Origin of the sequence: Tardiphaga sp. 813_E8_N1_3 (genome assembly GCF_051811025.1) — a bacterium.
Classification (GTDB): domain Bacteria; phylum Pseudomonadota; class Alphaproteobacteria; order Rhizobiales; family Xanthobacteraceae; genus Tardiphaga.
Window position 1 is genome coordinate 2,871,880 of record NZ_JBPWQE010000001.1, and the last position, 21,607, is coordinate 2,893,486.

The 21,607-nt window shown below is 61.9% G+C and carries 19 protein-coding genes; 3 read left to right on the plus strand and 16 right to left on the minus strand.

All coding sequences use genetic code 11. From position 1 onward, the window contains the following. Positions 1–3 precede the first annotated feature (3 nt). Positions 4–507, plus strand: a complete 504-nt coding sequence (locus tag AB8A33_RS13730; protein WP_439093264.1) for a hypothetical protein — start codon at positions 4–6, stop codon at positions 505–507. Between the two features lie 21 nt (positions 508–528). Here the strand turns inward: AB8A33_RS13730 and serS are convergent, their stop codons facing one another. The 10 genes from serS to AB8A33_RS13780 all read right to left on the minus strand — a co-directional run bounded on the left by serS (position 529) and on the right by AB8A33_RS13780 (position 11,630). Further along, positions 529–1,890 carry a serine--tRNA ligase gene (serS, locus tag AB8A33_RS13735; protein WP_439093265.1) on the minus strand — a complete coding sequence of 454 codons (1,362 nt, stop codon included), beginning with the start codon at positions 1,888–1,890 and terminating at the stop codon, positions 529–531. Between the two features lie 126 nt (positions 1,891–2,016). Beyond that, on the minus strand, positions 2,017–2,832 hold the full coding sequence (gene tatC, locus AB8A33_RS13740) for a twin-arginine translocase subunit TatC (protein WP_089264481.1): 816 nt from the start codon (positions 2,830–2,832) through the stop codon (positions 2,017–2,019). Further along, positions 2,829–3,353, minus strand: coding sequence for a Sec-independent protein translocase protein TatB (gene tatB / locus AB8A33_RS13745; RefSeq protein WP_439093266.1), 525 nt, complete (start codon positions 3,351–3,353; stop codon positions 2,829–2,831). Before tatB ends, tatC begins: the two co-directional genes overlap by 4 nt. A gap of 85 nt (positions 3,354–3,438) precedes the next feature. Continuing rightward, on the minus strand, positions 3,439–3,678 hold the full coding sequence (locus AB8A33_RS13750; protein ID WP_068730798.1) for a twin-arginine translocase TatA/TatE family subunit: 240 nt from the start codon (positions 3,676–3,678) through the stop codon (positions 3,439–3,441). Positions 3,679–3,819: 141 nt separating this feature from the next. Then, positions 3,820–4,938, minus strand: coding sequence for an SMC-Scp complex subunit ScpB (scpB, locus tag AB8A33_RS13755; RefSeq protein ID WP_439093267.1), 1,119 nt, complete (start codon positions 4,936–4,938; stop codon positions 3,820–3,822). 21 nt (positions 4,939–4,959) lie between these two features. Beyond that, complete coding sequence (locus AB8A33_RS13760) at positions 4,960–5,787, minus strand: segregation and condensation protein A (RefSeq protein WP_439093268.1); 828 nt, start codon at positions 5,785–5,787, stop codon at positions 4,960–4,962. Beyond that, a complete protein-coding gene (nagZ, locus tag AB8A33_RS13765; RefSeq protein WP_439093269.1) occupies positions 5,784–6,809 on the minus strand; it encodes a beta-N-acetylhexosaminidase in 1,026 nt (341 codons plus the stop codon). Before nagZ ends, AB8A33_RS13760 begins: the two co-directional genes overlap by 4 nt. Before the next feature lie 46 nt (positions 6,810–6,855). Continuing rightward, a complete protein-coding gene (locus AB8A33_RS13770; RefSeq protein WP_439093270.1) occupies positions 6,856–8,349 on the minus strand; it encodes an SPOR domain-containing protein in 1,494 nt (497 codons plus the stop codon). Positions 8,350–8,454: 105 nt separating this feature from the next. Continuing rightward, the gene (gene argS, locus AB8A33_RS13775; protein ID WP_439093271.1) at positions 8,455–10,257 is read right to left on the minus strand and encodes an arginine--tRNA ligase; all 1,803 of its coding nucleotides are present in this window, start codon (positions 10,255–10,257) and stop codon (positions 8,455–8,457) included. A gap of 158 nt (positions 10,258–10,415) precedes the next feature. Next, positions 10,416–11,630 carry a deoxyguanosinetriphosphate triphosphohydrolase gene (locus AB8A33_RS13780; protein WP_439093272.1) on the minus strand — a complete coding sequence of 405 codons (1,215 nt, stop codon included), beginning with the start codon at positions 11,628–11,630 and terminating at the stop codon, positions 10,416–10,418. 100 nt (positions 11,631–11,730) lie between these two features. Here AB8A33_RS13780 and erpA point away from each other — a divergent pair, with 100 nt between their 5' ends. After that, positions 11,731–12,078, plus strand: coding sequence for an iron-sulfur cluster insertion protein ErpA (gene erpA / locus AB8A33_RS13785; RefSeq protein WP_439093273.1), 348 nt, complete (start codon positions 11,731–11,733; stop codon positions 12,076–12,078). Between the two features lie 26 nt (positions 12,079–12,104). On the opposite strand, the gene AB8A33_RS13790 is transcribed toward erpA, so the two are convergent. The 3 genes from AB8A33_RS13790 to AB8A33_RS13800 are packed head-to-tail and all read right to left on the minus strand — an operon-like array spanning position 12,105 to position 17,219. Next, positions 12,105–12,947 carry an amidohydrolase family protein gene (locus AB8A33_RS13790; protein WP_439093274.1) on the minus strand — a complete coding sequence of 281 codons (843 nt, stop codon included), beginning with the start codon at positions 12,945–12,947 and terminating at the stop codon, positions 12,105–12,107. A gap of 9 nt (positions 12,948–12,956) precedes the next feature. After that, positions 12,957–16,085, minus strand: a complete 3,129-nt coding sequence (locus AB8A33_RS13795; RefSeq protein WP_439093275.1) for an efflux RND transporter permease subunit — start codon at positions 16,083–16,085, stop codon at positions 12,957–12,959. Between the two features lie 3 nt (positions 16,086–16,088). After that, positions 16,089–17,219 carry an efflux RND transporter periplasmic adaptor subunit gene (locus AB8A33_RS13800; RefSeq protein ID WP_439093276.1) on the minus strand — a complete coding sequence of 377 codons (1,131 nt, stop codon included), beginning with the start codon at positions 17,217–17,219 and terminating at the stop codon, positions 16,089–16,091. 169 nt (positions 17,220–17,388) lie between these two features. Here AB8A33_RS13800 and xth point away from each other — a divergent pair, with 169 nt between their 5' ends. Beyond that, positions 17,389–18,180 carry an exodeoxyribonuclease III gene (xth, locus tag AB8A33_RS13805; RefSeq protein ID WP_439093277.1) on the plus strand — a complete coding sequence of 264 codons (792 nt, stop codon included), beginning with the start codon at positions 17,389–17,391 and terminating at the stop codon, positions 18,178–18,180. A 116-nt stretch (positions 18,181–18,296) separates the two neighbouring features. On the opposite strand, the gene AB8A33_RS13810 is transcribed toward xth, so the two are convergent. From AB8A33_RS13810 to lpdA, 3 genes are all read right to left on the minus strand, one after another. Further along, complete coding sequence (locus AB8A33_RS13810; RefSeq protein WP_439093278.1) at positions 18,297–19,109, minus strand: tetratricopeptide repeat protein; 813 nt, start codon at positions 19,107–19,109, stop codon at positions 18,297–18,299. After that, positions 19,096–19,776: a hypothetical protein gene (locus AB8A33_RS13815; protein ID WP_439093279.1), complete on the minus strand. Its 681-nt coding sequence runs from the start codon at positions 19,774–19,776 to the stop codon at positions 19,096–19,098. Before AB8A33_RS13815 ends, AB8A33_RS13810 begins: the two co-directional genes overlap by 14 nt. Positions 19,777–20,091: 315 nt before the next feature. Continuing rightward, positions 20,092–21,513, minus strand: a complete 1,422-nt coding sequence (gene lpdA, locus AB8A33_RS13820) for a dihydrolipoyl dehydrogenase (protein WP_439093280.1) — start codon at positions 21,511–21,513, stop codon at positions 20,092–20,094. Positions 21,514–21,607: the final 94 nt, after the last annotated feature.

Sequence of the window (21,607 nt, forward strand, 5' to 3'; positions counted from 1 at the left end):
GAGATGGCAAGACAGCTCGAACGGGTGTTGATCATCGGATTGCCGGCGATCGCGGTTGTCGCCCTGACGGGGTGGCTGCTGCTTCCCAGATTGGCCGAGACCAAGCCCGATCTCACTCTCAATACGGCGGTAGTGGCAACAATGCCCGACGAACTGACCGAGGAGGACTCTGCCAAACCCACTCCTTCACAACTCGTCGGCGTCCCGGACGCCGCGGAGCTCAACCGTCTCAGTCTCTCCCGCCAGTCGTTTCGCCGCGGCGGCCTCGGTTCCAAGGCTCTCATGACCTTCACCGTTCGCAACGCCAATGACTATCCGGTCAAGGACCTCGAAATCGCTTGCGCCTTCCGCAGCCGCGACGGACGCTACGTGACGGAGCGTCGCCGCGTCATCGCGGAGACCGTCAGCACGAAAAGCCGCAAGGCGTTTCCGATGACGCATATGGGCTTTGTCAACATAAAAGCCGAGAAAGCCAAATGCGCGCTGGTGACCGCCAGCCGCGCCTGAGCGGCTGGCACGCGACGACGCCTAGCCGGCCTGAACGACTTTCAGCCCGCCCATATAAGGCTGCAGCACATCCGGCACGGCTATCGAGCCGTCTTCCTGCTGATAGTTTTCCATCACGGCGATCAGCGCGCGACCGACGGCTGTGCCCGAGCCGTTCAGCGTGTGCACGAAGCGCGGTTTGCCGTCCGGCCCGCGCGAGCGGGCGTCCATACGGCGCGCCTGAAAATCGCCGCAGACCGAGCAGGATGAAATCTCGCGGTAAGCACCGCCGTCGCCCTGGCCCGGCATCCAGACCTCGATGTCGTAGGTCTTCTGCGCGGCAAAGCCCATATCGCCGGTGCACAGCGTCATGACGCGGTAATGGAGGCCAAGCCGGCGCAGCACTTCCTCGGCGCAGGACAGCATGCGCTCATGCTCGTTCTTGCTTTCCTCAGGCGTGGTGATCGAGACCAGTTCGACCTTGGTGAACTGGTGCTGGCGGATCATGCCACGCGTATCGCGACCGGCAGCGCCAGCCTCGGCGCGGAAGCACGGCGTCAGCGCCGTCATGCGTAGCGGCAGCTCCCGTTCGTCGAGAATGGATTCACGGACGAGGTTCGTCAGCGGGACTTCGGCGGTGGGGATGAGCCAGAGGTTTCCTCCAACATCCACCGCATCAGTCGACGCTCCCTGCCCCTTGAAAAACTGTACTGCACTTCGAATGATCGGCTTCGTATAGACGGCAAATTGATCGTCATCGAATTTGGGCAGTTGAGCCGTGCCGAACATAGCATCGTCTCGTACGAGCAGCGGCGGATTCACTTCTGTATAGCCGTGCTCTTCGGTGTGGAGATCGAGCATGAACTGGCCGATAGCACGCTCTAACCGAGCGAGCCCCTTCTTCAGCACTACGAAGCGGGCACCCGACAATTTCGCGGCGGCCTCGAAATCCATGAAGCCCATGGCCTCGCCAAGATCGTAATGCGGCTTCGGCGCGAAGGCGTAGTTGCGCTTGGCGCCGAAGTGATGCCGTTCGACATTGCCGTGCTCATCGACGCCTTCGGGCACCTCGTCGAGCGGCAGGTTAGGAACCCCTACCAGAATGCTCTGCAATTTTGCCTCAAGCTCTCTCGGTGTCTTCTCCAACTCAGGAATAATCTGCTTGAGCTGGGTTACCTCGATCATCAAGTCCTCAGCGTGAGCATCGTCTTTTCTCTTTTTTGCTTCGCCAATTTCCTTCGAAGCCGCGTTTCGACGAGCCAATGCCTTTTCGAGGTGGCCAATCGCCACACGGCGTTTCTCATCGATCGCCAGCAGCGATGCCGACAGCGGCGACAGTCCCCGCCGCTTCAGCGCAGCGTCGAAAACTTCGGGATTGTCGCGGATCGATTTGATATCATGCATGGGAAGGTCCTGGCGCTGGAATGTTGACCTACACCACAGATGGTGGAGCCCAACGCGCCCTGACTACCCCGAAACCCGCTGATTTGGAACATCAAATGGGCTGGCATAGGCTCTTTGAAGACGTGCCTACTCCGCCGGCGTCACGTCCGTGCCGGTCCCCGCCGCAGCCTTGGCCGCAGCCGCCTTAGCGGCATTCTTCTCGACCATGCTGACCGCGATGATCGAACCTTCGTAGAGGATCAGCAGTGGGATCGCGAGGGAGGCCTGGCTGATCACATCGGGCGGCGTCAGCACGGCCGCGATAACGAAAGCGATGACGATGAAGTAGCGGCGCTTTTCGCGCAGCTGCTTCGACGTGAGGATGCCGATGCGGCCAAGCAGTGTCAGGATGACGGGGAGCTGGAAGGCGATGCCGAACGCGAAGATCAGCGACATCATCAGTGACAGATATTCGCCGACCTTGGGCAACAGCGCGATCTGCGCGGTATCGGAGCTTCCGGTCTGCTGCATGCCCAGCGAAAACCGGATCAGCATCGGCAGCACCAGGAAATAGACCAGCAGCGAGCCCAGCGCGAAGAAGAACGGCGTCGCGATCAGATATGGCAGGAACGCGCCCTTCTCGTGCTTGTAGAGGCCAGGCGCCACGAACATGTAGATCTGCGCGGCAATCACCGGAAACGAGATGAAGCCGGCGCCGAACATCGCGAGCTTGAGCTGGGTCAGGAAGTATTCCAGCAGCGCCGTGTAGATGAATTTCGAATTTTCGGGGCCGGCGACCCAGACGAACGGCCAGACCAGCACGTTGTAGATTTGCTTGGCGAAGAAGAAGCAGAAGATGAAGGCCACGGCGAAAGCCAGCAGCGCCTTGATCAGCCGCGACCGCAGCTCGATCAGGTGATCCATCAAGGGAGCCTTGGAGGCTTCGATATCTTCGGCACTCATGACGCTTTGGCGTCCTTCAGAACGTCGGGACTGGCCGCGTCGGGGGCTGCCGCGCCATCATTGGCGGCAGCGTGGGTTTCGACCGGCGACGGCTGCACTTCCCGGGTAATGGCCAGTGGCTCGTTTACCGCCGCAGTTTCCTGCGCATGCGTTTCGGCTTCAACGAAGGTCTCGGGTGTTGGCGGCTCGGGCGTGGTGGGCACGGCCGGAGGCGTATCGAGATTGTCGGCCTTGTCGATGGCCATGGCGTCGCTGACGTCCTTGGTTAGCGAAGTCATGATGTTGTTGGTGGTGAAGCCGGATGCGGCGTCCTTGACGTCGTCGAAAGCCTTCTTGACGTCGGCCATTTCGGCTTCGCGCATCGCCTCGTTGAATTGGCCCTGGAATTCCGAGGCCATCTTGCGGGCCTTGCCCATCCACTGCCCGACCATGCGCAGCACGCCGGGCAGTTCTTTCGGGCCGATGGCAATCAGCGCGACGACCGCGATGACGACCAGTTCACTCCACCCGATATCGAACATGAAAAAATCCGCTCACGCGGGGCTGGACAAGCCCGCGTCTCCTTCAATGGCCGCCACGATCCCTCAGGACAATCCCTTCGGAACCTCAGACAACCTTGCTGCCGACGTCCGTACGGTTGGCGGTCGGCGCCGGCGGGGTCTGGTCGATGGTGCGGACCGGTTCGGTCGGCTTGTCTGCCGGCTTGTCGTCGTCCGCCATGCCCTTCTTGAAGGCCTTGATGCCCTGCGCAACGTCGCCCATCAGGTCGGAAATCTTGCCGCGCCCGAACAACAGCAGGACCACTCCGATCACGACGATCCAGTGCCAAATGCTGAGTGAACCCATCCTGCTAACCCTCCAAACACGCGGCCGGTCGCCCGACCTTATCTGACCGGAACGTAGGCTGCGGGGGTGTCAAAAACAAGGACTTAACCCTCGTGGAATCGCGGATGCCGCGGCGCAATGCCGCGAGCGTTAATGCCACGATCAGCCCTTGTGGTCGTCGTCCCGGTCGGTTGTGTCCGGCTTCGCGTCATCCGGCTCATCTTCGTCGTCCTCGTCGAAGTCGTCATCTTCCGCGTCGTCGGAATCGTCTTCATCGTCGTCGAGTTCGGCCGTTTCGGGCTCAGCGGTCTCGTCTTCACCCGCCTCGTCCTCTGCGACCTCGGCCGCTTCGGTCTCGGCTCGCTCAGACTCGACCACGTCGAGATCGCCGGCTTCGAGTTCCGCGACCTTGGCCACGTCGCCCTCAGGCTCCACGACATCAGCCGCCTCAATGAATTCAGCCACCCCGGCAAATTCAGCCTTGGCCTCGGCAAATACCTGGGCCTCACCAGCGAATCCGACGGTGCCGGTTTCCGGCTCCTTGATCTGCAGTTCCGGAAATTCCGGATCGGGCGCCGACAGTGCCAGTTCCAGTTCGCCGCCCTCCAAGGGATCCTCGTCCTCGCGGAGCGTCGGATCGTCGGACGGATTGGGAACGCTGAAGCCGGACGGCAAACGCGAATCCAGGAGGCCAGTGCCCTTGAGTTCCTCAAGACCCGGCAGATCGCCGAGTGCCTCGAGGCTGAACTGCGACAGGAAGCTCTCGGTGGTACCGAAGGTCAGCGGCCGGCCCGGAGTCTTGCGACGGCCGCGCGGCTTGATCCAGCCGGTTTCGAGCAGCACGTCAAGCGTGCCCTTAGAGGTGATGACGCCGCGAATGTCTTCGATTTCGGCGCGGGTCACCGGCTGGTGATAGGCAACGATGGCGAGCACTTCGATGGCCGCACGCGACAGCTTGCGGGTTTCGGTGGTCTCGCGGGTCATCAGCCAGGATAGGTCACCGGCGGTGCGGAACGTCCACTTGTTGGCAACGCGGACCAGATTGACGCCACGCATGGCATAGTCGGCCTGCAACTGGGCCAGTGCCGCCTTGATATCGACGCCGTCCGGCATGCGCTTGGCCAGCGCGGACTGGTCGAGCGGCTCGGTGGACGCGAACAGCAGCGCTTCGAGCAGGCGCAATTCTTCGGGGCGCGCCTCCGACTGGACCTCGGTCTGTCCCTCGGACTGCACGATCTGATCCTCGACATCGTCGATGCGTTTCTCGGCGAGGCTTGCCATGTCTGGATCTCCTTCTTCCACTTACTCGGCCGGAACTTCCGGCTCCACCTGCACAGGCTGGGCGATGTGCTTGCGGAAATACAAAGGCGCGAATGCTTCTTTCTGGCTGAGGTCGAGCGTGCCCTCACGGACCAGTTCAAGCGCAGCTGCAAAACTCGAGGCCATCACCGTCGCGCGCTGCGCGGGGTCGGCGACATAGGCCAGCAGATATTCGTCGAGACGGCTCCAGTCCTCGGCCATGCCGACGAGCCGTTCCAGCGAGGCGCGCGCTTCGCTCAGCGACCAGACGGTGCGCTTGGCGAGATGGACGCGCGTCAGAACGCGAGCCTGGCGCTGGGTCGCATAGGCCGACAGCAGATCGTAAAGCGTCGCCGTGAAACGCGGATGCTTCACCTCGGCGATCGACTCGGGAACGCCGCGCGGAAAGATGTCGCGGTTGAGCTGCGGCCGGGTCATCAGCCTGTTCGAGGCTTCGCGGATGGCTTCGAGGCGGCGCAGCCGGTTGGCCAGCGCGGTCGCCATATCCTCGGCGCTCGGGCCTTCGCCCGGCACGGTCGTATCCGGCAGCAACAGGCGCGACTTCAGGAACGCCAGCCACGCCGCCATCACCAGATAGTCGGCGGCGAGTTCCAGACGGATTTTCCGGGCCGCTTCGATGAACAGCAGGTACTGGTCAGCTAGCGCCAGAATCGAGATCTTGTGCAGGTCGACCTTCTGCTGACGTGCGAGCGCGAGCAGCAGGTCGAGCGGGCCTTCGTAACCTTCGACGTCGACGACCAGCGCCGGCTCGTCATCGGGAATGACCTCGGCCGGCAGTCCGGTTTCAAACGACAAAATCTCAGCGCTCATGCACTTGCTCCTGCTCGAGCGATCAAGGCGTCCAGCTCCACGCGGCCGGCGGCGCGGTTGAACGGCTGCGGCTGACGACGGGCGGCGACCGCCGCTTTGGCGCGCTCGAGCGCCTTCCCGGTCAGAACCGGGGTCTCGCTCGCGACGTCGCGCATCTCGTCCAGCTTGCCGTTGCAATGCAGGACCATGTCGCATCCGGCGCTGACGATCGCGCGCGTGCGTTCCGCGATCGATCCCGCCAGAGCATTCATGGACACGTCGTCACTCATCAACAAACCCTGGAACCCGATACTGCCGCGAATCACCTGCTCGATGATTGTCGCAGAAGTCGTGGCCGGTTGGGTGGCGTCCAGAGCGCTAAACACAACATGTGCAGTCATCGCCATCGGCAGATCCGCCAGCGGACGAAATGCTTCGAAGTCAGAGGCTTCGAGCTCACTCTTCGAGTTATCTACGACCGGCAATTTGAAATGGGTGTCGGCCGTAGCCCGACCATGGCCGGGAATGTGTTTGAGGACCGGTAAAATGCCACCCTGCGACAGACCTTCAGTCACGGCGCGGGCAATGATCGCGACCTTGCCGGGCTCGGTGCCGTAAGCGCGATTGCCGATCACGGCATCAGCGCCCTCCACGGGGACGTCTGCCAGCGGCAGGCAATCAACAGTGACGCCGAGGTCCACGAGGTCGCTCGCAATGAGCCGTGAGCTGAGCCAGGCCGCCCTGAGGCCCGCTTCTGGTTCGACGTCGTAGAGAGCACTGAACACGGCGCCAGGCGGATAGACTGGCCAATGCGGCGGCCCCAGGCGCTGCACACGGCCGCCTTCCTGATCGATCAGGACAGGCGCATCGAGATCACCTGTCGCGCCGCGCAATTCCTCCACAAGCCGAGCGACTTGGGCCGGATTATCAATATTACGCTTGAAGAGAATGAAGCCCCACGGCCGTTCCGCGCGCAAAAATGCACGCTCTTCAGCGGTCAGCTCCAGCCCAGATACACCGGTGATAAATGCGCGTGTGCTCATGGGGCCGATTAGCCCCCATCAACGCCCAGGGTCAAGGAAACGGCCGTTAATTCCTTTGGACGACGCACTGTCCGCCGGCAGATTTCAGGTTCCCACAGACCTGCGAGGCTTCGTCCTGCGAGCCGAACGGTCCGACCATGGCCCTATAATAGGTGCCCTTGTCGCCAAGGTCAGCCTTCTTGATCAGCGGAGCCCGCGATCCCAGGACCGAGGGGAACTTGGTCTGCAGGGCACGGAACGACGCCTGCGCATCGCCCTCCGATCGCTGGGACGATACCTGGACCACATAGCCGCCACCGGAGGCGACCGGGGCCGCTTGCTGGGTCGGATTGGTCGAGGCCATACGCGAGGGCGCAGGAGGAGCGGCAGCAGCCGGAGGTGCGGCCTGCGGCGACAGTGACATCGGGGCATTGACCGATGCATTGGCGTTGGCGTTGGTCGCGCGCGGTGCCGCAGCGGGCGCGGCTCCAGGAACCGCTGCCGGAGCCGCGATGCGGGCTGGCGCCTGACGCGCGGCGGGCGTGGCTCCGGCGTCGGACTGGTCACCCTTGACGGCGAAAGTACGGATCTTCCGGGGCTCGTCGCCGCCCTGCACAGCGCCATTGCCCACCATCGGCTTGTTGGATGGCGACACGCTGGCGGTGGATGGCGGGTTGGCGTTCTGGTTCAGTGGCGGGAACACCACGCGCGGACCAGCCTTGGTGGCGTCCTGCACGTTGACGGGCTGCTCTTCGCGCGAGACCAGCCGCTCGGGGGCTGCGCCGCCGAGACGATCCTGGATCGGCTTGCCGTCGGCCGCGGCTGTTGCCGACGGTGGGACGATCTTGTTCGGACCCGGCTCGGCCTTGATCACCGGCGGCTCGCCAGTGCGCGCCGATCCCATAAATGTACGATAGGCGAAGGCAGCACCGGTACCCACTACAGCCAGCGCCAGCACGATGGCGACAGTCGCCATGCCACCGCGGCGCTTCGGCGCCTCTTCCTGCTCGGCATAGCCGTCCGGATAAGCGTAGGGATCGTCCTGATACTGATCGTCGTGCGGATGCTGGGCCTGCGCGCCATCGGCGTGGCCATACAGCGCATCGTCGTAACGATTGGAATCATGCGGCGCGTGAGCCTGGTCGTACTGGCCCTGATAATCCTGCACTTGATGATCCGCATGCGCCACAAATGCCGGCGCCTGATGATAATCGGCCTCCGGCTCCAGGTGCTGCGGCTCCTGATGTTGGGCGCCGTAGCGGTGCACGGGGTGAAGATTCTCGAATTCCTGCTGCTGCGGCTCCTGCGCCGTGGCGCGCTGCATCCACGGCGGTCGGCCGGGCTGAACAGGTTCTGGCTCGTAGTCCGGCTCGTCCTGATAGGTAGGCTCAGCCTGCCGCGGCGCGGGCGCCAAGCGACTGTTATTCGCGAATGGATCGGTCTGACCGATCAGCCGCGCCAACTCCGCGAGTGGATCGCCCTCGCCCTTCGTGCGCGATAGAGCGTCGCGGCCGTAGTCGTCATCCGCAGGGAAAGGTCGGTTCTGGTATCGATTAGCCATTGTGATGTCGCATCCCCTTCGGGAAAGCCGCCAACCCGCTTTTCAAACGAAACAGCTGCTATCAAGAACCACCCACAGATCCCCATGTGAGCGGCCGTCCCCCGTCTACCGCATCTCGTCCGGTGCGGTGACGCCGAGAACGGCGAGGCCCGAAGCCAGGACTGAGACGACGCTCTGGACAAGTGCCAATCGCGCTTTGGTAAGTTCTGCATCATTAGTGATAATGAAGCGTAAATGAGGCATATCACGCCCCCGCGTCCAGAGCGCATGGAATTCGCTGGCCAGATCATACAGATAGAAGGCGATCCGGTGCGGCTCGTGCGCTGTCGCCGCGGATTCAATCATTCGTGGGTACAATGCTAGCTGCCGCATCAGGCTCAGCTCGACGGCGTCGTCGAGCCGCTCCATCACGGCGTCTTTCAGGTAGGCAACCCGCTCCTGGTTTTCCAGAGGCAGACCGGCCATCTCCGGCATTTGTTCGCGCGCATTACGGAAGATCGAATGGCCACGGGCATGCCCGTACTGGACATAGAAAACCGGATTGTCCTTTGACTGCTCGATCACCTTGGCGAGGTCAAAATCCAGCACCGCGTCGTTCTTGCGGAACAGCATCATGAAACGCACGGCGTCGGAGCCGACCTCATCGACCACTTCGCGCAGGGTAACGAAATCGCCGGAGCGCTTCGACATCTTCACCGGCTCGCCGTTGCGCAGCAGCTTCACAAGCTGCACGATTTTGACGTCGAGCTCGGCCTTCCCTGCTGTCACCGCCTTGATCGCCGCCTGCACGCGCTTGATGTAGCCGCCGTGATCGGCGCCCCAGACGTCGACCATGTTGAGGAAGCCGCGGTCGAACTTGGTCTTGTGATAGGCGATATCGGACGCAAAATACGTGTAGCCGCCATCCGACTTCAGCAGCGGGCGGTCGACATCGTCGCCATAGGCGGTGGCGCGGAACAGAGTCTGCTCGCGGTCTTCGTAATCGTCGATCGGCTTGCCCTTCGGCGGCGGCAACCGGCCCTCATAGACGTCGCCCTTGGCGCGCAGGAAATCGATGGTCGCGCCAACCATGTCGGTGGTGCCTGCGATCAGCGAGCGCTCGGAGAAGAACACTTCGTGGGAGATGTTCAGCGCGGCGAGATCGCCCTTGATCATCTCCATCATCATGGAAATGGCCTTGGCGCGCGTGATCGGCAGCCACTTGTCCTCGGGCATCTGGTTCAGCGCAGCGCCGTACTCAGCCGCGAGCACCTGCCCCACCGGCACCAGATAGTCGCCAGGATACAGGCCTTCTGGAATGTCGCCGATGGCTTCGCCGAGCGCCTCGCGGTAGCGCAAATGCGCTGAGCGCGCGAGCACGTCGACCTGCGCGCCGGCATCGTTGATATAGTATTCGCGGGTGACGTCATAACCGGCGCAATCGAGCAGGCTCGCCAGCGCATCGCCGAACACGGCGCCGCGGCAATGGCCAACATGCATCGGTCCCGTCGGATTGGCCGACACGTATTCGACATTGACCTTCTCGCCGGCGCCGACCGCGCTCCGGCCATACGAGGCACCGTCGCGCAACACCGCGCGTAGCGCATCGGCCCAGGCGGACGACTTCAGCGTGAGATTGATGAAGCCGGGTCCTGCGACATCCACCGACGTCACCAGATTGTCTTCGCGCAGCTTCGCAGCAATAGCGTCAGCCAGATCGCGCGGCTTCGCCTTAGCTTCCTTGGCCAGCACCATCGCGGCGTTGCTCGCCATGTCGCCATGGGACACATCCTTGGTCGGCTCCACGACAACGCGCGACAGATCAATGCCGGCGGGCAGCACGCCTTCACTGACAAGGGCGTTGCAGATCGCATGAACGCGCGCGAGCATGTTGGCGAACAGATGCGGGGTCGGAACAGTCGAGGCCATGGCGATACGGGAACCAGATTGCGCCGGAGGATTCCGGCAGGATTGCATCAGGATGGAATAGCGGTTTCGGAGGCGTTCCGCCAATTCTTTGGCGGCCGATCCGCCAAATGGGCAAAGATCGAAATCTGCAGCCCCGAAAGGCACTTAGAGGCTTTCGCCTAACGCAGTTCGGGGGTCGAGTCAAAGAGCCGGATATGTTCGGTGATGGCAAAACGATCGGTCATCCCGGCAATGAAATTGCCGATGCGGCGCGCCTGCTCGCCCTCCGATTCCGGCACAGCGCCTTCAGGGGGCAGCCATTCCGCCGGAAGATCCTCGGGCGCGCGCTGATAGCGTGCGAACAGGTCAGTAACTAGACATTCGGCCTCGACCATCACCCGCATGACACGCTCATGGCGATACATGTGCTGCCAGAGGAAGGCCTTGATCCCAGCCTCGGCTTCCGCCGCATCGGCCCGAAACGCAACAAGCTTCCGGCCGCAGCGGCGAATGTCCTCCGCGGATTTCGGCAACAACGCGCCTAGTCGTTGTTCCGTCTCACCGACCACCGCACCGATCAGATAGGAAATCAGCTCGCGCACCAGTTCGGCGCCGCGCCGGCTCTCATCGAGACCGGGGTAGCGCGTGTCGATCTCGGCGATCATGCCTTGCGTGAGCGGCATCGCTTTCAGGCCATCGACGGTGAACAACCCTGCGCGCAGTCCGTCATCGATGTCATGCGCGTTGTAAGCAATATCATCGGCAATCGCCGCGACCTGTGCTTCCAGCGACGCGAAGCTCGATAGCTCCAGATCGAAGGTGCGGTCATATTCGGTGATCCCGAACGGCACACCGTGAGTCGCGTAACGTCCAATCGGCGCGCCTGATGCGTCGGTCAACGGCCCGTTGTGTTTGACAATGCCTTCGAGGGTTTCCCAGGTCAGGTTGAGGCCATCGAACTCGGGATACCGATGCTCCAGCGACGTCACGAGGCGCAAGGTCTGCGCGTTATGATCGAAACCGCCATGGGCCTCGAGACAGGCGTCCAGCGCCCGCTCACCGGCATGGCCGAACGGCGGATGGCCGATATCATGGGCTAGCGCCAAGGTCTCGGTCAGGTCTTCGTCGAGTCCCAACTGCCGGGCCACGGCGCGGGCAATCTGCGCCACTTCCAACGTGTGGGTGAGACGGGTGCGGTAATGATCGCCCTCATGGAACACGAAGACCTGGGTCTTGTGCTTGAGCCGGCGAAACGCAGTCGAGTGGATGACCCGATCGCAATCCCGGCGAAACGCGCTGCGGGTCCGGCTCGGAGCCTCCGAAAACAGCCGTCCACGGCTGCGATCGGGGGCGCAGGCATAGGGAGCGCGGGGAGCAGCCATTCCGACCGACACGGCGTGTTTATCCTTGATCCAATTGATTCCTGAGCCTGCCGCACTTAACTATGGGGAGCGGCAGATTCAAATGGTTCGAATCCTGCCCGGAGAGCCAGATATGACCGACACTGCAGTCACCGAGGCCCCCCTCACCGTCAGCGCGCGTGCCGCGCGCCGAATTGGCGAGATCCTCAAGACCGAAGGCGACGGCGCCATGCTCCGCGTGTCGGTCGAAGGCGGTGGCTGCTCGGGCTTCCAGTACAAATTCGACGTCGAGCGCGCCAAGGCGGACGACGATATCCTGATCGAACGCGACAGCGTCGTTGTACTGGTGGACCCTTCTTCAGCGCCGTTCCTGGCCGGTTCCGAACTCGACTTCGTGGATGATCTGATCGGCGCCTCGTTCCGCGTCGTCAATCCGAACGCGACGGCGTCCTGCGGTTGCGGGACCAGCTTCTCTATCTGATCTCTCTTCGGCTCATTTAGATCGGTCTATTTCTCGGCGAAGAGCGCCCGCGCATTGCCGTGTGCGATCTGTTTGGCGACCACCGGCGGCAGTTGCGCCAGCCAGACGCGATAGCCATCCATGATATCGCCATAGCTCGCCCAGCGTTCCGGAACCCAAGTGTCAGAGCCCAGCAGGAAACGATCGGGGTAGCGCTCAAACAGTACGCGCCATTGCGGCGTCAGCTTGCCTGATCCATCCACGATGCCACTGCGGTAAGACAATTCTCCCCACAGTTTCGGGTATTTTATCAGCATCGCTGCGACACGGTCCGGCGCGAGGCTGAAGCCGGTATGTGCCCAGATAATCTGCGCACGCGGATTGTGCCGCATCAGAATCTCGACCGCTTCGTCGTCGGCATGGGCATGCAAATAGAGATTGTTGGCGACGGCAAAGTCGACGGTCTTCTTGACCATCTCGGTATCGGCCGCCTTGCCGGTCAGATGAAATTCGCCGACGCCGCGATAATAGCCGCGCTTGAATTCCTCTTGCACGAGATCAAAGATCACTGGATCTTTGAACCAGCTGCCAATATCGGCGCGCACGCGATACGGCCGGATGAACGGCACGACCTGCAAATCACCCGCCTTGCCCTTTGCTTTGTCGTCCATGAGCACATGCGTGCCGGTGTTCGGGCGGCTGGTGGCGAGAACGCCGGTGACGCGGTTCTTCCTGAAAACCTCCAACACTTCGTCGGGTTGGTAATACGGCTTCGGCTCCCAGTTGTAGTGCATATGGGCGTCGAAGATTTCGATCCGGTCGTCGGAATGCGCCGGCGCAACAACAAGTGCGGCCAGCAGAGCGGCCGCAGTGAGTGTTCTCACCAGCATTAAGACACCCTATTCCGCTGCCACGACGCGCGGACGATCGTCGTGCTCTTCGTCCTCGAGCTGCGGCTGCAGCTTGCGCTTCAGCTTGCGGTCGATGCGGTCGAGATAGATGTAGATGACCGGTGTGATGAACAGCGTCAGCAACTGCGACACACACAAACCGCCGACCACGGCGACGCCAAGTGGCTGACGCAATTCGGCGCCGGCGCCGGCACCGAGCGCGATCGGCAGCGTGCCGAAGATGGCCGCGAAGGTGGTCATCATGATGGGGCGGAAACGCAGCAGCGCGGCTTCGCGGATCGCGTGTTCGGCCGAGAGGCCGACGCGACGACGCTCGAGTGCGAAGTCGACCATCATGATGGCGTTCTTCTTGACGATACCGACCAGCATGACGATGCCGATCATGGCGATGACCGACATCTCCATCTTGAAGAGCATCAAGGTCAGGATCGCGCCGATGCCTGCCGATGGCAGGCCGGAGATGATCGTGATCGGGTGGATGAAGCTCTCATAGAGGATACCGAGGATCACGAAGGCCGCGAACACGGCGGCGAGGATCAGCACGCCCTGCCCGCGCAGTGAATCCTGGAACACCTGCGCCGTGCCAGAGAAGCCGGTGGCGATGGTCACCGGCAGTTTGGAATCCGCCTCGATTTGCGTGATCTGGTCTACCGCATAGCCCAGCGAATAGCCGGGCACCAGATTGAACGAGATCGTCACCGCCGGCTGCTGACCCTGATGATTGATCTGCAGCGGCCCAACCGTCGGCACCAGACGTGCGACCGCACTCAGCGGAATGGTCTGGTTGTTCGACGTCTTCATATAAAGCTTGGAGAGATCGCTCGGATCGATCCGGAACTGCGGCTGTGCTTCCAGAATGATCTGATAGTCGTTGGTCGGCATGTAGATGGTACCGACCTGACGCGCACCGAATGCATTATAGAGCTGGTTACGGACCTGATCGACGGTGACGCCGTAAACCGCCGCCTTTTCGCGGTCGATATCGACCGTCATCTGCGGGTTCTTGATGTACAGGTCTGTCGTCACATCGAGCAGGCCGGGCACCTTGGCGATGCGATCCCGCATTTCCGGCGACACGCGATACAGCGTGTCGGTGTCGCTGCCCTGAAGCACATATTGATACTGGCTCTTTGACGAACGGCCGCCGATGTTCAGGTTCTGGATACTCTGGAAGAAGGCCTGCAGCCCCGGAACGGCCAGCGACTTCTGGCGCAGCCGCGCCATGACCACCTGTGCGGAATCACGATCCTTGCGCGGTTTCAGCGCGACGAACAAACGACCGTAATTCGCCGTCGCATTCGGACCGCCGGAGCCCACAGTGCTGTTGATGTATTCGACGGCAGGATCGGATTTCAGCAGATCGGCGAGCACCTGCTGCCGCGCACTCATCGCTTCGAAAGACGTGTCGGTTGCGGCTTCGGTTGTACCGGTCAGGAAGCCGGTATCCTCCTGCGGGAAGAATCCCTTTGGTACGATATTGTAGAGATAGACGGTGCCGCCGAGGGTCGCGAGCGTCACCACAAGCATGATGCCCTTGTGCGCCAGCACGTGATCCAGCGCCCATTCGTAACCGCGCAGCCAGGCCGCAAACATGCGTTCGAAGCCGCGCAGGATGAAATTTTCCTTGTGCTCGGGATTGTGCGCCTTGAGTACGCGCGCGCAGAGCATGGGCGTCAGCGTCAGCGACACGAAGCCGGAGACGATGATCGCCACCGCAATCGTCACCGCGAATTCACGGAACACGCGGCCAACAATACCGCCCATCAGCAGCACGGGAATGAACACCGCGATCAGCGAGAAGGTGATCGAGACGATGGTGAAACCGATTTCGCGCGCGCCCTTCAGCGCCGCGTCGAACGGCTTCATGCCAAGTTCGATATGCCGGACGATATTCTCCAGCATGACGATAGCGTCGTCGACCACGAAGCCTACGGAAAGGGTCAACGCCAGCAGCGTCATGTTGTTGATGGAGTAGTCCAGCATATACATCGCGGCGCATGTGCCGAAGATCGAAATCGGCACCGCGAGTGCGGGAATCAAGGTCGCGGAGGCTGAGCGCAGGAACAGGAAGATCACGAAGATCACCAGCACGACGGCGATCAGCAATGTCTCCTCGACGTCGGCGACGGCTTCGCGGACCGAGATCGAACGGTCCATCATCACATTGACTTCGACCGATGGCGGCAATTGCGCACGCAGCGACGGCAGCTTGGCGCGGACGCCGTCGACCACGGCAACCGTGTTGGCGTCGGGCTGCTTCTGGATCGCCAACACGATGGCGCGCTCGCCATTCAACCAGGTCGCGACCTTGTCGTTTTCGACGGCATCATAGATCTTGGCGATTTCGTTCAGCTTGACGGGCGAGCCGTTGCGCCAGGCGACAACGACCTGGCCATAGTCGGCGGCCTTGGACATCTGTCCGGATGCCTGCAGCGAGATATCCTGCTTCGGTCCGTTCAGGGTGCCGACCGGCGTCGAGGAGTTCGCGCGTGACACCGCCGTGCGGATATCTTCAAGCGACAACCCGCGAGCAGCAGCAGCTTCGGGGTCGGCCTGCACGCGAATGGCGAATTTCTGCGTGCCATAGATCAGCACCTGCGCCACGCCGGGGATCTGCGACAGCGCCTGTCCGATGGTGATATCGCCGAATTCATTAACGGCCGAGAGCGGCAGCGTCGATGAACTCAGCGCAATGAACAGCACCGGGAAATCGCCGGGGTTCACTTTGCGGAAACTCGGCGGGATCGTCATTTCGATCGGCAACCGGCGCTGTGCGATCGTCAGCGCAGTCTGCACGTCCAGCGCCGCCGCATCGATATTGCGGTTGAGATCGAACTGAATGATGATCTGGGTGGTTCCCTGCGACGAGCTCGACGACATCGAGGAGATACCAGCGATGGTCGAGAGCTGACGCTCAATGATGCCGGCGACCGAGGCCGCCATCGTGTCGGCGCTGGCGCCCGGCAGCGTCGCCGTCACCGCGATGGTCGGAAAGTCCACTTTCGGCAGCGCCGACACCGGCAGCAACCGGAAACCGAAAATGCCAAACGCGATGATCGTCGCCGTGATGAGCGTGGTCATCACAGGGCGACGGATGCAGAGCTCCGAGAGGGTCATGTTTTATGCCCCGGCCTTGCGGGCCCGGGCTTCAACCCGTGTGCCTTGCGTCAGCAGGAGCTGGCCGTCGACGACGACGTCCTCATCCCCTTTTAAACCTGACGTGATCACCGAAATCCCCTGGAAGGTGCGATCGACTTCGACAGGTTGAACACGAGCAACGCCGTCCTTCACTGTGAACACGAAGTTCCCGGTCTGGCTACGCTGCACAGCCACGGTCGGCACAACAACCCCGTCCTCAGTGCGCACGATCAGTTTGGTCTGCACCAGAATGCCCGGCCACAGGGTCTCGTTCGGATTGCTCATGATGCCGCGCACGGTGACCATGCCGGTGGTGGAATCCACGGTGTTTTCCACCATTGCCACCTTGCCGGTTTCAGAACGGCCACTGTTCGGGATGGTCGCAATGACCGAGGTCGATCCCGCCGCCATCGCTTCGCGCAGATCGCTAAGCACACGCTGCGGAATGGCGAAGGAGACATAGACCGGAGCCATCTGATTGAGAGTGGCGAGGGGTGCCGTATCAGCCGGGCGCACGAAATTGCCGACCTTCACATTGGCTGCACTGATCCGGCCGGAGAATGGCGCGCGGATGATGGTGTAGCTCTTCTGGACCTTGAGATTGTCGAGCGCCGACTGATCGGCCCGGATCGTTCCGGCCAGGATGTCAGATTGAGTCTTGGCATTATCGACGCTGACCTGCGTGGTCGCGCCCTTTCCGATCAGGTCGGTAAAGCGCCGCACGTCGCGTTCCGCACCGGCCAGTTGGGCCTGATCGCGGGCCAGCGTGCCTTCGGCCTGCTCGATCTGGGCATCGATCTGCCGCGAATCGAGGGTGAACAGCAGGTCGCCTTCGTTGACCTTGGCGCCGTCTTCGAAGTGAACCGACGTGATGGTGGTTTCGACTCGTGATTTCAGCGCTACGCTGGAAATTGGCGTCACCGTGCCGATTGCATCGACATCGACCGGGACGGGCTTGCGCTCGGCCTTGGCCAGTTCGACAGACACGACCCGCGCGCGCTGCGGGGCCTGGGCGCTGGTATTGTTTCCGGTCCAGGAGGATCGCGTCGCATAGGCAGCAACCGCCACAGCGCCGACGAGAACGAGTAGAGCGATCGATGTGCGTTTCTTCATATGGTCCATGTCACCTGGTACAGAAGATCGGGTCGCCCCCGTTTCCCGCCCATGGCAGCTTTAAAGACAGCGTCTGTGCGCTTTAGGCTTAAAGCTTATCATGTTGGCGGGGATGATGGTATGCCACGTTGACGTATTTTTGCCATTGTTGTTACCGGAATCCCAGCAGATGAGAATTGCCACCTGGAATGTGAATTCGGTCCGCCAGCGGCTGGACCACCTGCTGACCTGGCTGCGCGACTGCTCGCCGGACATCGTCTGCCTGCAGGAAATCAAATGCGTCGATGAGGCATTTCCGCGGGAGGCCATTGAGGCGCTCGGCTACAATGTCGTCACTCACGGCCAGAAGACCTTCAACGGTGTCGCCCTGCTCTCGAAATATCCGCTGGAGGAAGCCAAACCACGGCTGGCGGGCGACGACGAGGATCTTCATGCCCGCTTCATCGAAGGCGTGGTGTCGCTGAAATCCGGCGTGGTCCGGGTGGCCTGCCTGTATCTGCCGAACGGCAATCCGGTCGACACTGAGAAGTATCCCTACAAGCTGAAATGGATGTCGCGGCTACAGGAATTCACGAAGCTGCGGCTGAAGACCGAGGAGCCGCTAATTCTCGCCGGCGACTTCAACGTCATCCCGGCGGCAGCAGACGCCTATAATCCGGCGGCCTGGATCAACGACGCGCTGTTCAAGCCGGAAACCCGCGCCAGCTTCCAGACCCTGCTCGGCTTGGGCATGACCGACGCCCTGCGCGCCGTCACCGACGAGCCGGGCCAGTACACGTTCTGGGACTATCAGGCCGGCGCCTGGCAGAAGAACTGGGGCATCCGCATCGACCATCTGCTGCTGTCACCGCAGGCCAGCGACAAGCTCATCGATGTTGGAATCGACAAGTATGTGCGCGCCTGGGAGAAGCCGTCGGATCACGTACCGGTCTGGGTCGATCTGGATTTAGAGGCGGCGTGAGCAACCGTTCGCACAATGAAGGCTGGTGATTACTGGATCACCCGGTCAAGCCGGGTGACGACAATCGAGCGTGATGTAATCGCGCTCGGAAACGGCCGCTTAGCCCGGGACAACCCTCAGTCCCGTTTGCCAGACACCCAGTGCTCGAGCATCTGCAAAGCCATGGCGCGGTCGTCTTCGGAGGCCTTGGCGATGGCCTTGTTGTAGCTGTCGCGGATCCAGGTGTCGTCCGGGCCGGCATTGTCGCGGGCGAGCGTCAGCCACATCAGGCCGCGCGCCATCTGCCGCGGCAGCGATTCACCGTTAAACAGCATCTGGCCGAGCAGCGCCTGGGCCTGATGCTGGCCCTTCTGCGCGGCAAGGCCCAGCCAGCGGGCACCGTATTTGGTGTCGCGCGGGGTGCCGATGCCCTTCAGATACAGCCGGGCCAGATCGTACTGGGCGTCGGCATTGCCGAAATAGGACGCAGCGTAGGAGAACATCTCGCGCGCGCGTTCAGTGTCGGCCTTGATCTTCGAATTCGGGATACCGTCGAGGTAGTAGCGACCGAGCGCCACGAACGCATTGGCGACGATGGTCGCCTGCGGCGCGGACGGGCTGTCCTCGGCATGGGCATTGGCGATGCGGCTGAAATATTCGAAGGCGCGCAGATCGTCCTGAGCCACACCGTTACCGTCGGCATACATCCGGCCGAGCTTCCACTGGGCAATCGGATGACCGCCTTCGGCGGCATACTGAAGGGCGGTCAGCGAGGTATCGGGCTTGGCGGACTTCTTCAAGACCGGCGCGGCACCAGGTATGGTCGTTACAACCGGCAGGGCTGCGTCGCTGCTGCCGACGGGCGCGCCATCAAAGGCAAACGCCGGCGCGGCCACTGACGCGGCACCCAAAGCAAACGCTACAAAAATGGTACGCTCAAATATCCGCATAACAGTATTTCTCGTGGGCCCAGCCGGGCTTGGACGCGGGGCCACCAATGGCCGATCCAACCTGACGGGCATATTTCCACAGCGTCCCTGACGTATGGTTAGTCGCGCGACGCGTCCCCTTGGTCGGGTGCGCGGCCAATTCTTTGTCAGTCAATTTTACGTTAAAGGCACCCGCGACGGCGCCGCCGCGGACGGGAGCGCCGCCTTCCGAATCGATGATGTCGAAAGCCAGATTCCCCTTCGATCCGACTGCGTCACCGCCAATGGCGGTCGGCTTGTCGGCAGAACGAATGGCGTCCTGATGGGAATTCCGCGTCACGGGCTTCATTTTCTCCGCGATCATCTGCCCCGTCGCAGTGAGGTACGCTCCCCGCGACCGGCTGTGATCGAGCAAAGTCGTCTTCAGCAACGGTATGTCAGCAACTTCCAATATGTCTTTGGCGACATAACGGCTCACCCGCTTCAAATCGGTGCGATATGGTGTCTTTTTGAAGATTTCGACGGCGCGAGATTCTTCCGCGCACAGCACTTGGCCGGCGGCGGATCGTTCGCTCTGCGGCATAGCCAGACCCATCGCGGATGGGACGGCGCCACACAACGTCTGCTCCCGGCCCTCCGTCATATGACGGCTAGGCAAACGCGACTTGATGTTCGTCTTGGCGTCCATCGCGAACCTGGTTTCTCAGGCCGCTTCGGCGATCCGGGACAATCCCACTGACATCCCGCCGATCAACAAAGCGCTCCAGCCTTCTGGCTGGTGAGAAATGATTTCACGAAGGCGTGTGGCCAAATAGCGGCGGTTTCAATACCCACAGCACGACAGGGTTAAATCTTGGGGGACTGTGGCGAGAACGACACATACGTTGCGCCTGGGCAACCCTTTAGAGCTGTACCAAAGTCGTTTGGCGCAAAGGTCTGAAAGGCTGAAAATCAAAGACGCCGCCCTTTGGGGCGGCGTCTTAATGTCAGGCGGCGAAGCTGGTCAGGTATTCAGCACCCGGCCATAGGCGTCCAGCACGGCTTCTTTCATCGTCTCCGAGATGGTTGGATGCGGGAAGATGGTGTGGAAGAGCTCTTCCTCGGTCGTCTCCAGGTTCATGGCGACTACGAAGCCCTGGATCATCTCGACGACTTCCGCGCCGACCATATGGGCGCCGAGCAGCTGGCCGGTCTTCTTGTCGAAGATCACCTTCACCATGCCCTGGTCCTCGCCCTGGGCGATCGCCTTGCCATTGGCGACGAATGGGAAGCGACCGACGCGGATGTCCTTGCCGGCTTCCTTGGCCTTGGCTTCGGTGAGACCGACTGAGGCTACCTGCGGATGGCAATAAGTGCAGCCCGGGATCAGCGACTTGTCCATTGCATGCGGGTTCATCCCCTTGATCGCCTCGACGCAGATCACGCCCTCATGCTCGGCCTTGTGGGCGAGCATCGGCGGGCCGGCGACGTCGCCGATGGCATAGATGCCGGGCACGTTGGTCTTGCCGTATTTGTCGATCACGATACAGCCGCGCTCGGTCTTCACGCCGAGCTTCTCGAGGCCAAAGCCTTCGATATTGCCGACTACGCCGACCGCCGAGATGACGCGATCGATGGCGAGCTGCTGGGTAGCTCCCTTGCCATCCTCGATGGTCACGGTGACCGAATCCGACTTCTTGTCGAGTTTTGTCACTTTGGCGCCGGACATGATCTTGATGCCCTGCTTCTCGAACTGCTTGCGAGCGAAGCCCGCGATCTCGGCGTCTTCGACTGGCAGGATCTGCGGCAGCACCTCGACTACGGTCACGTCGGCGCCCATGGTCTTGTAGAACGATGCGAATTCGATGCCGATGGCGCCGGAGCCGACCACCAGCAGCGACTTCGGCATCTTGTCGGGGTTCATTGCCTCGAAATAGGTCCAGACCAGCTTCTTGTCGGGCTCGAGGCCCGGCAGCACGCGCGGCCGAGCGCCGGTGGCGACGATGATATGCTTGGCGGTGTAGCTGCCTGCCCCGAGCGCGCCCTTGGGTGCAGCGGCTTCCGACTTCTTGACGGTGAACTTGCCCGGCGCATCCAGCGTCGCATCGCCCCAGATGATCGAAATCTTGTTCTTGTTCATCAGATATTCGACGCCGCCGCTCAGGCGCTTCACTACGCCGCGCGAGCGCGCGATCACCGCCTTGATGTCGAACGAGACATTGTCGGCAGACAGGCCGTAATCCTTGGCGTGCTGGAAGTAGTGATAGATCTCCGCAGAGCGCAGCAGCGCCTTGGTCGGAATACAGCCCCAATTGTTGCAGATGCCGCCGAGGTAAGCCTTCTCGACGATTGCGGTCTTGAAGCCCAGTTGCGCGGCGCGGATCGCCGTCACGTAACCGCCGGGACCGGAACCGATCACGACGACGTCAAAGGATGTATCGGCCATGGAGGCTCCCATTCAGCTCAAGCAATCGTTCGGCCGCGTGCGCGGCGCTTCAGGATCAGTCGCCGGACAAACCATTCCAGCAATGCGAGTAGCA

Excerpts from the sequence above, each read along its gene's own strand:
- AB8A33_RS13730 (WP_439093264.1), top strand. The coding sequence starts at position 4 with ATGGCAAGACAGCTCGAACGGGTGTTGATCATCGGATTGCCGGCGATC.
- serS (WP_439093265.1), bottom strand. The coding sequence starts at position 1,890 with ATGCATGATATCAAATCGATCCGCGACAATCCCGAAGTTTTCGACGCT.
- tatC (WP_089264481.1), bottom strand. The coding sequence starts at position 2,832 with ATGAGTGCCGAAGATATCGAAGCCTCCAAGGCTCCCTTGATGGATCAC.
- tatB (WP_439093266.1), bottom strand. The coding sequence starts at position 3,353 with ATGTTCGATATCGGGTGGAGTGAACTGGTCGTCATCGCGGTCGTCGCG.
- AB8A33_RS13750 (WP_068730798.1), bottom strand. The coding sequence starts at position 3,678 with ATGGGTTCACTCAGCATTTGGCACTGGATCGTCGTGATCGGAGTGGTC.
- scpB (WP_439093267.1), bottom strand. The coding sequence starts at position 4,938 with ATGGCAAGCCTCGCCGAGAAACGCATCGACGATGTCGAGGATCAGATC.
- AB8A33_RS13760 (WP_439093268.1), bottom strand. The coding sequence starts at position 5,787 with ATGAGCGCTGAGATTTTGTCGTTTGAAACCGGACTGCCGGCCGAGGTC.
- nagZ (WP_439093269.1), bottom strand. The coding sequence starts at position 6,809 with ATGAGCACACGCGCATTTATCACCGGTGTATCTGGGCTGGAGCTGACC.
- AB8A33_RS13770 (WP_439093270.1), bottom strand. The coding sequence starts at position 8,349 with ATGGCTAATCGATACCAGAACCGACCTTTCCCTGCGGATGACGACTAC.
- argS (WP_439093271.1), bottom strand. The coding sequence starts at position 10,257 with ATGGCCTCGACTGTTCCGACCCCGCATCTGTTCGCCAACATGCTCGCG.
- erpA (WP_439093273.1), top strand. The coding sequence starts at position 11,731 with ATGACCGACACTGCAGTCACCGAGGCCCCCCTCACCGTCAGCGCGCGT.
- AB8A33_RS13790 (WP_439093274.1), bottom strand. The coding sequence starts at position 12,947 with ATGCTGGTGAGAACACTCACTGCGGCCGCTCTGCTGGCCGCACTTGTT.
- AB8A33_RS13795 (WP_439093275.1), bottom strand. The coding sequence starts at position 16,085 with ATGACCCTCTCGGAGCTCTGCATCCGTCGCCCTGTGATGACCACGCTC.
- AB8A33_RS13800 (WP_439093276.1), bottom strand. The coding sequence starts at position 17,219 with ATGAAGAAACGCACATCGATCGCTCTACTCGTTCTCGTCGGCGCTGTG.
- xth (WP_439093277.1), top strand. The coding sequence starts at position 17,389 with ATGAGAATTGCCACCTGGAATGTGAATTCGGTCCGCCAGCGGCTGGAC.
- AB8A33_RS13810 (WP_439093278.1), bottom strand. The coding sequence starts at position 19,109 with ATGCGGATATTTGAGCGTACCATTTTTGTAGCGTTTGCTTTGGGTGCC.
- AB8A33_RS13815 (WP_439093279.1), bottom strand. The coding sequence starts at position 19,776 with ATGGACGCCAAGACGAACATCAAGTCGCGTTTGCCTAGCCGTCATATG.
- lpdA (WP_439093280.1), bottom strand. The coding sequence starts at position 21,513 with ATGGCCGATACATCCTTTGACGTCGTCGTGATCGGTTCCGGTCCCGGC.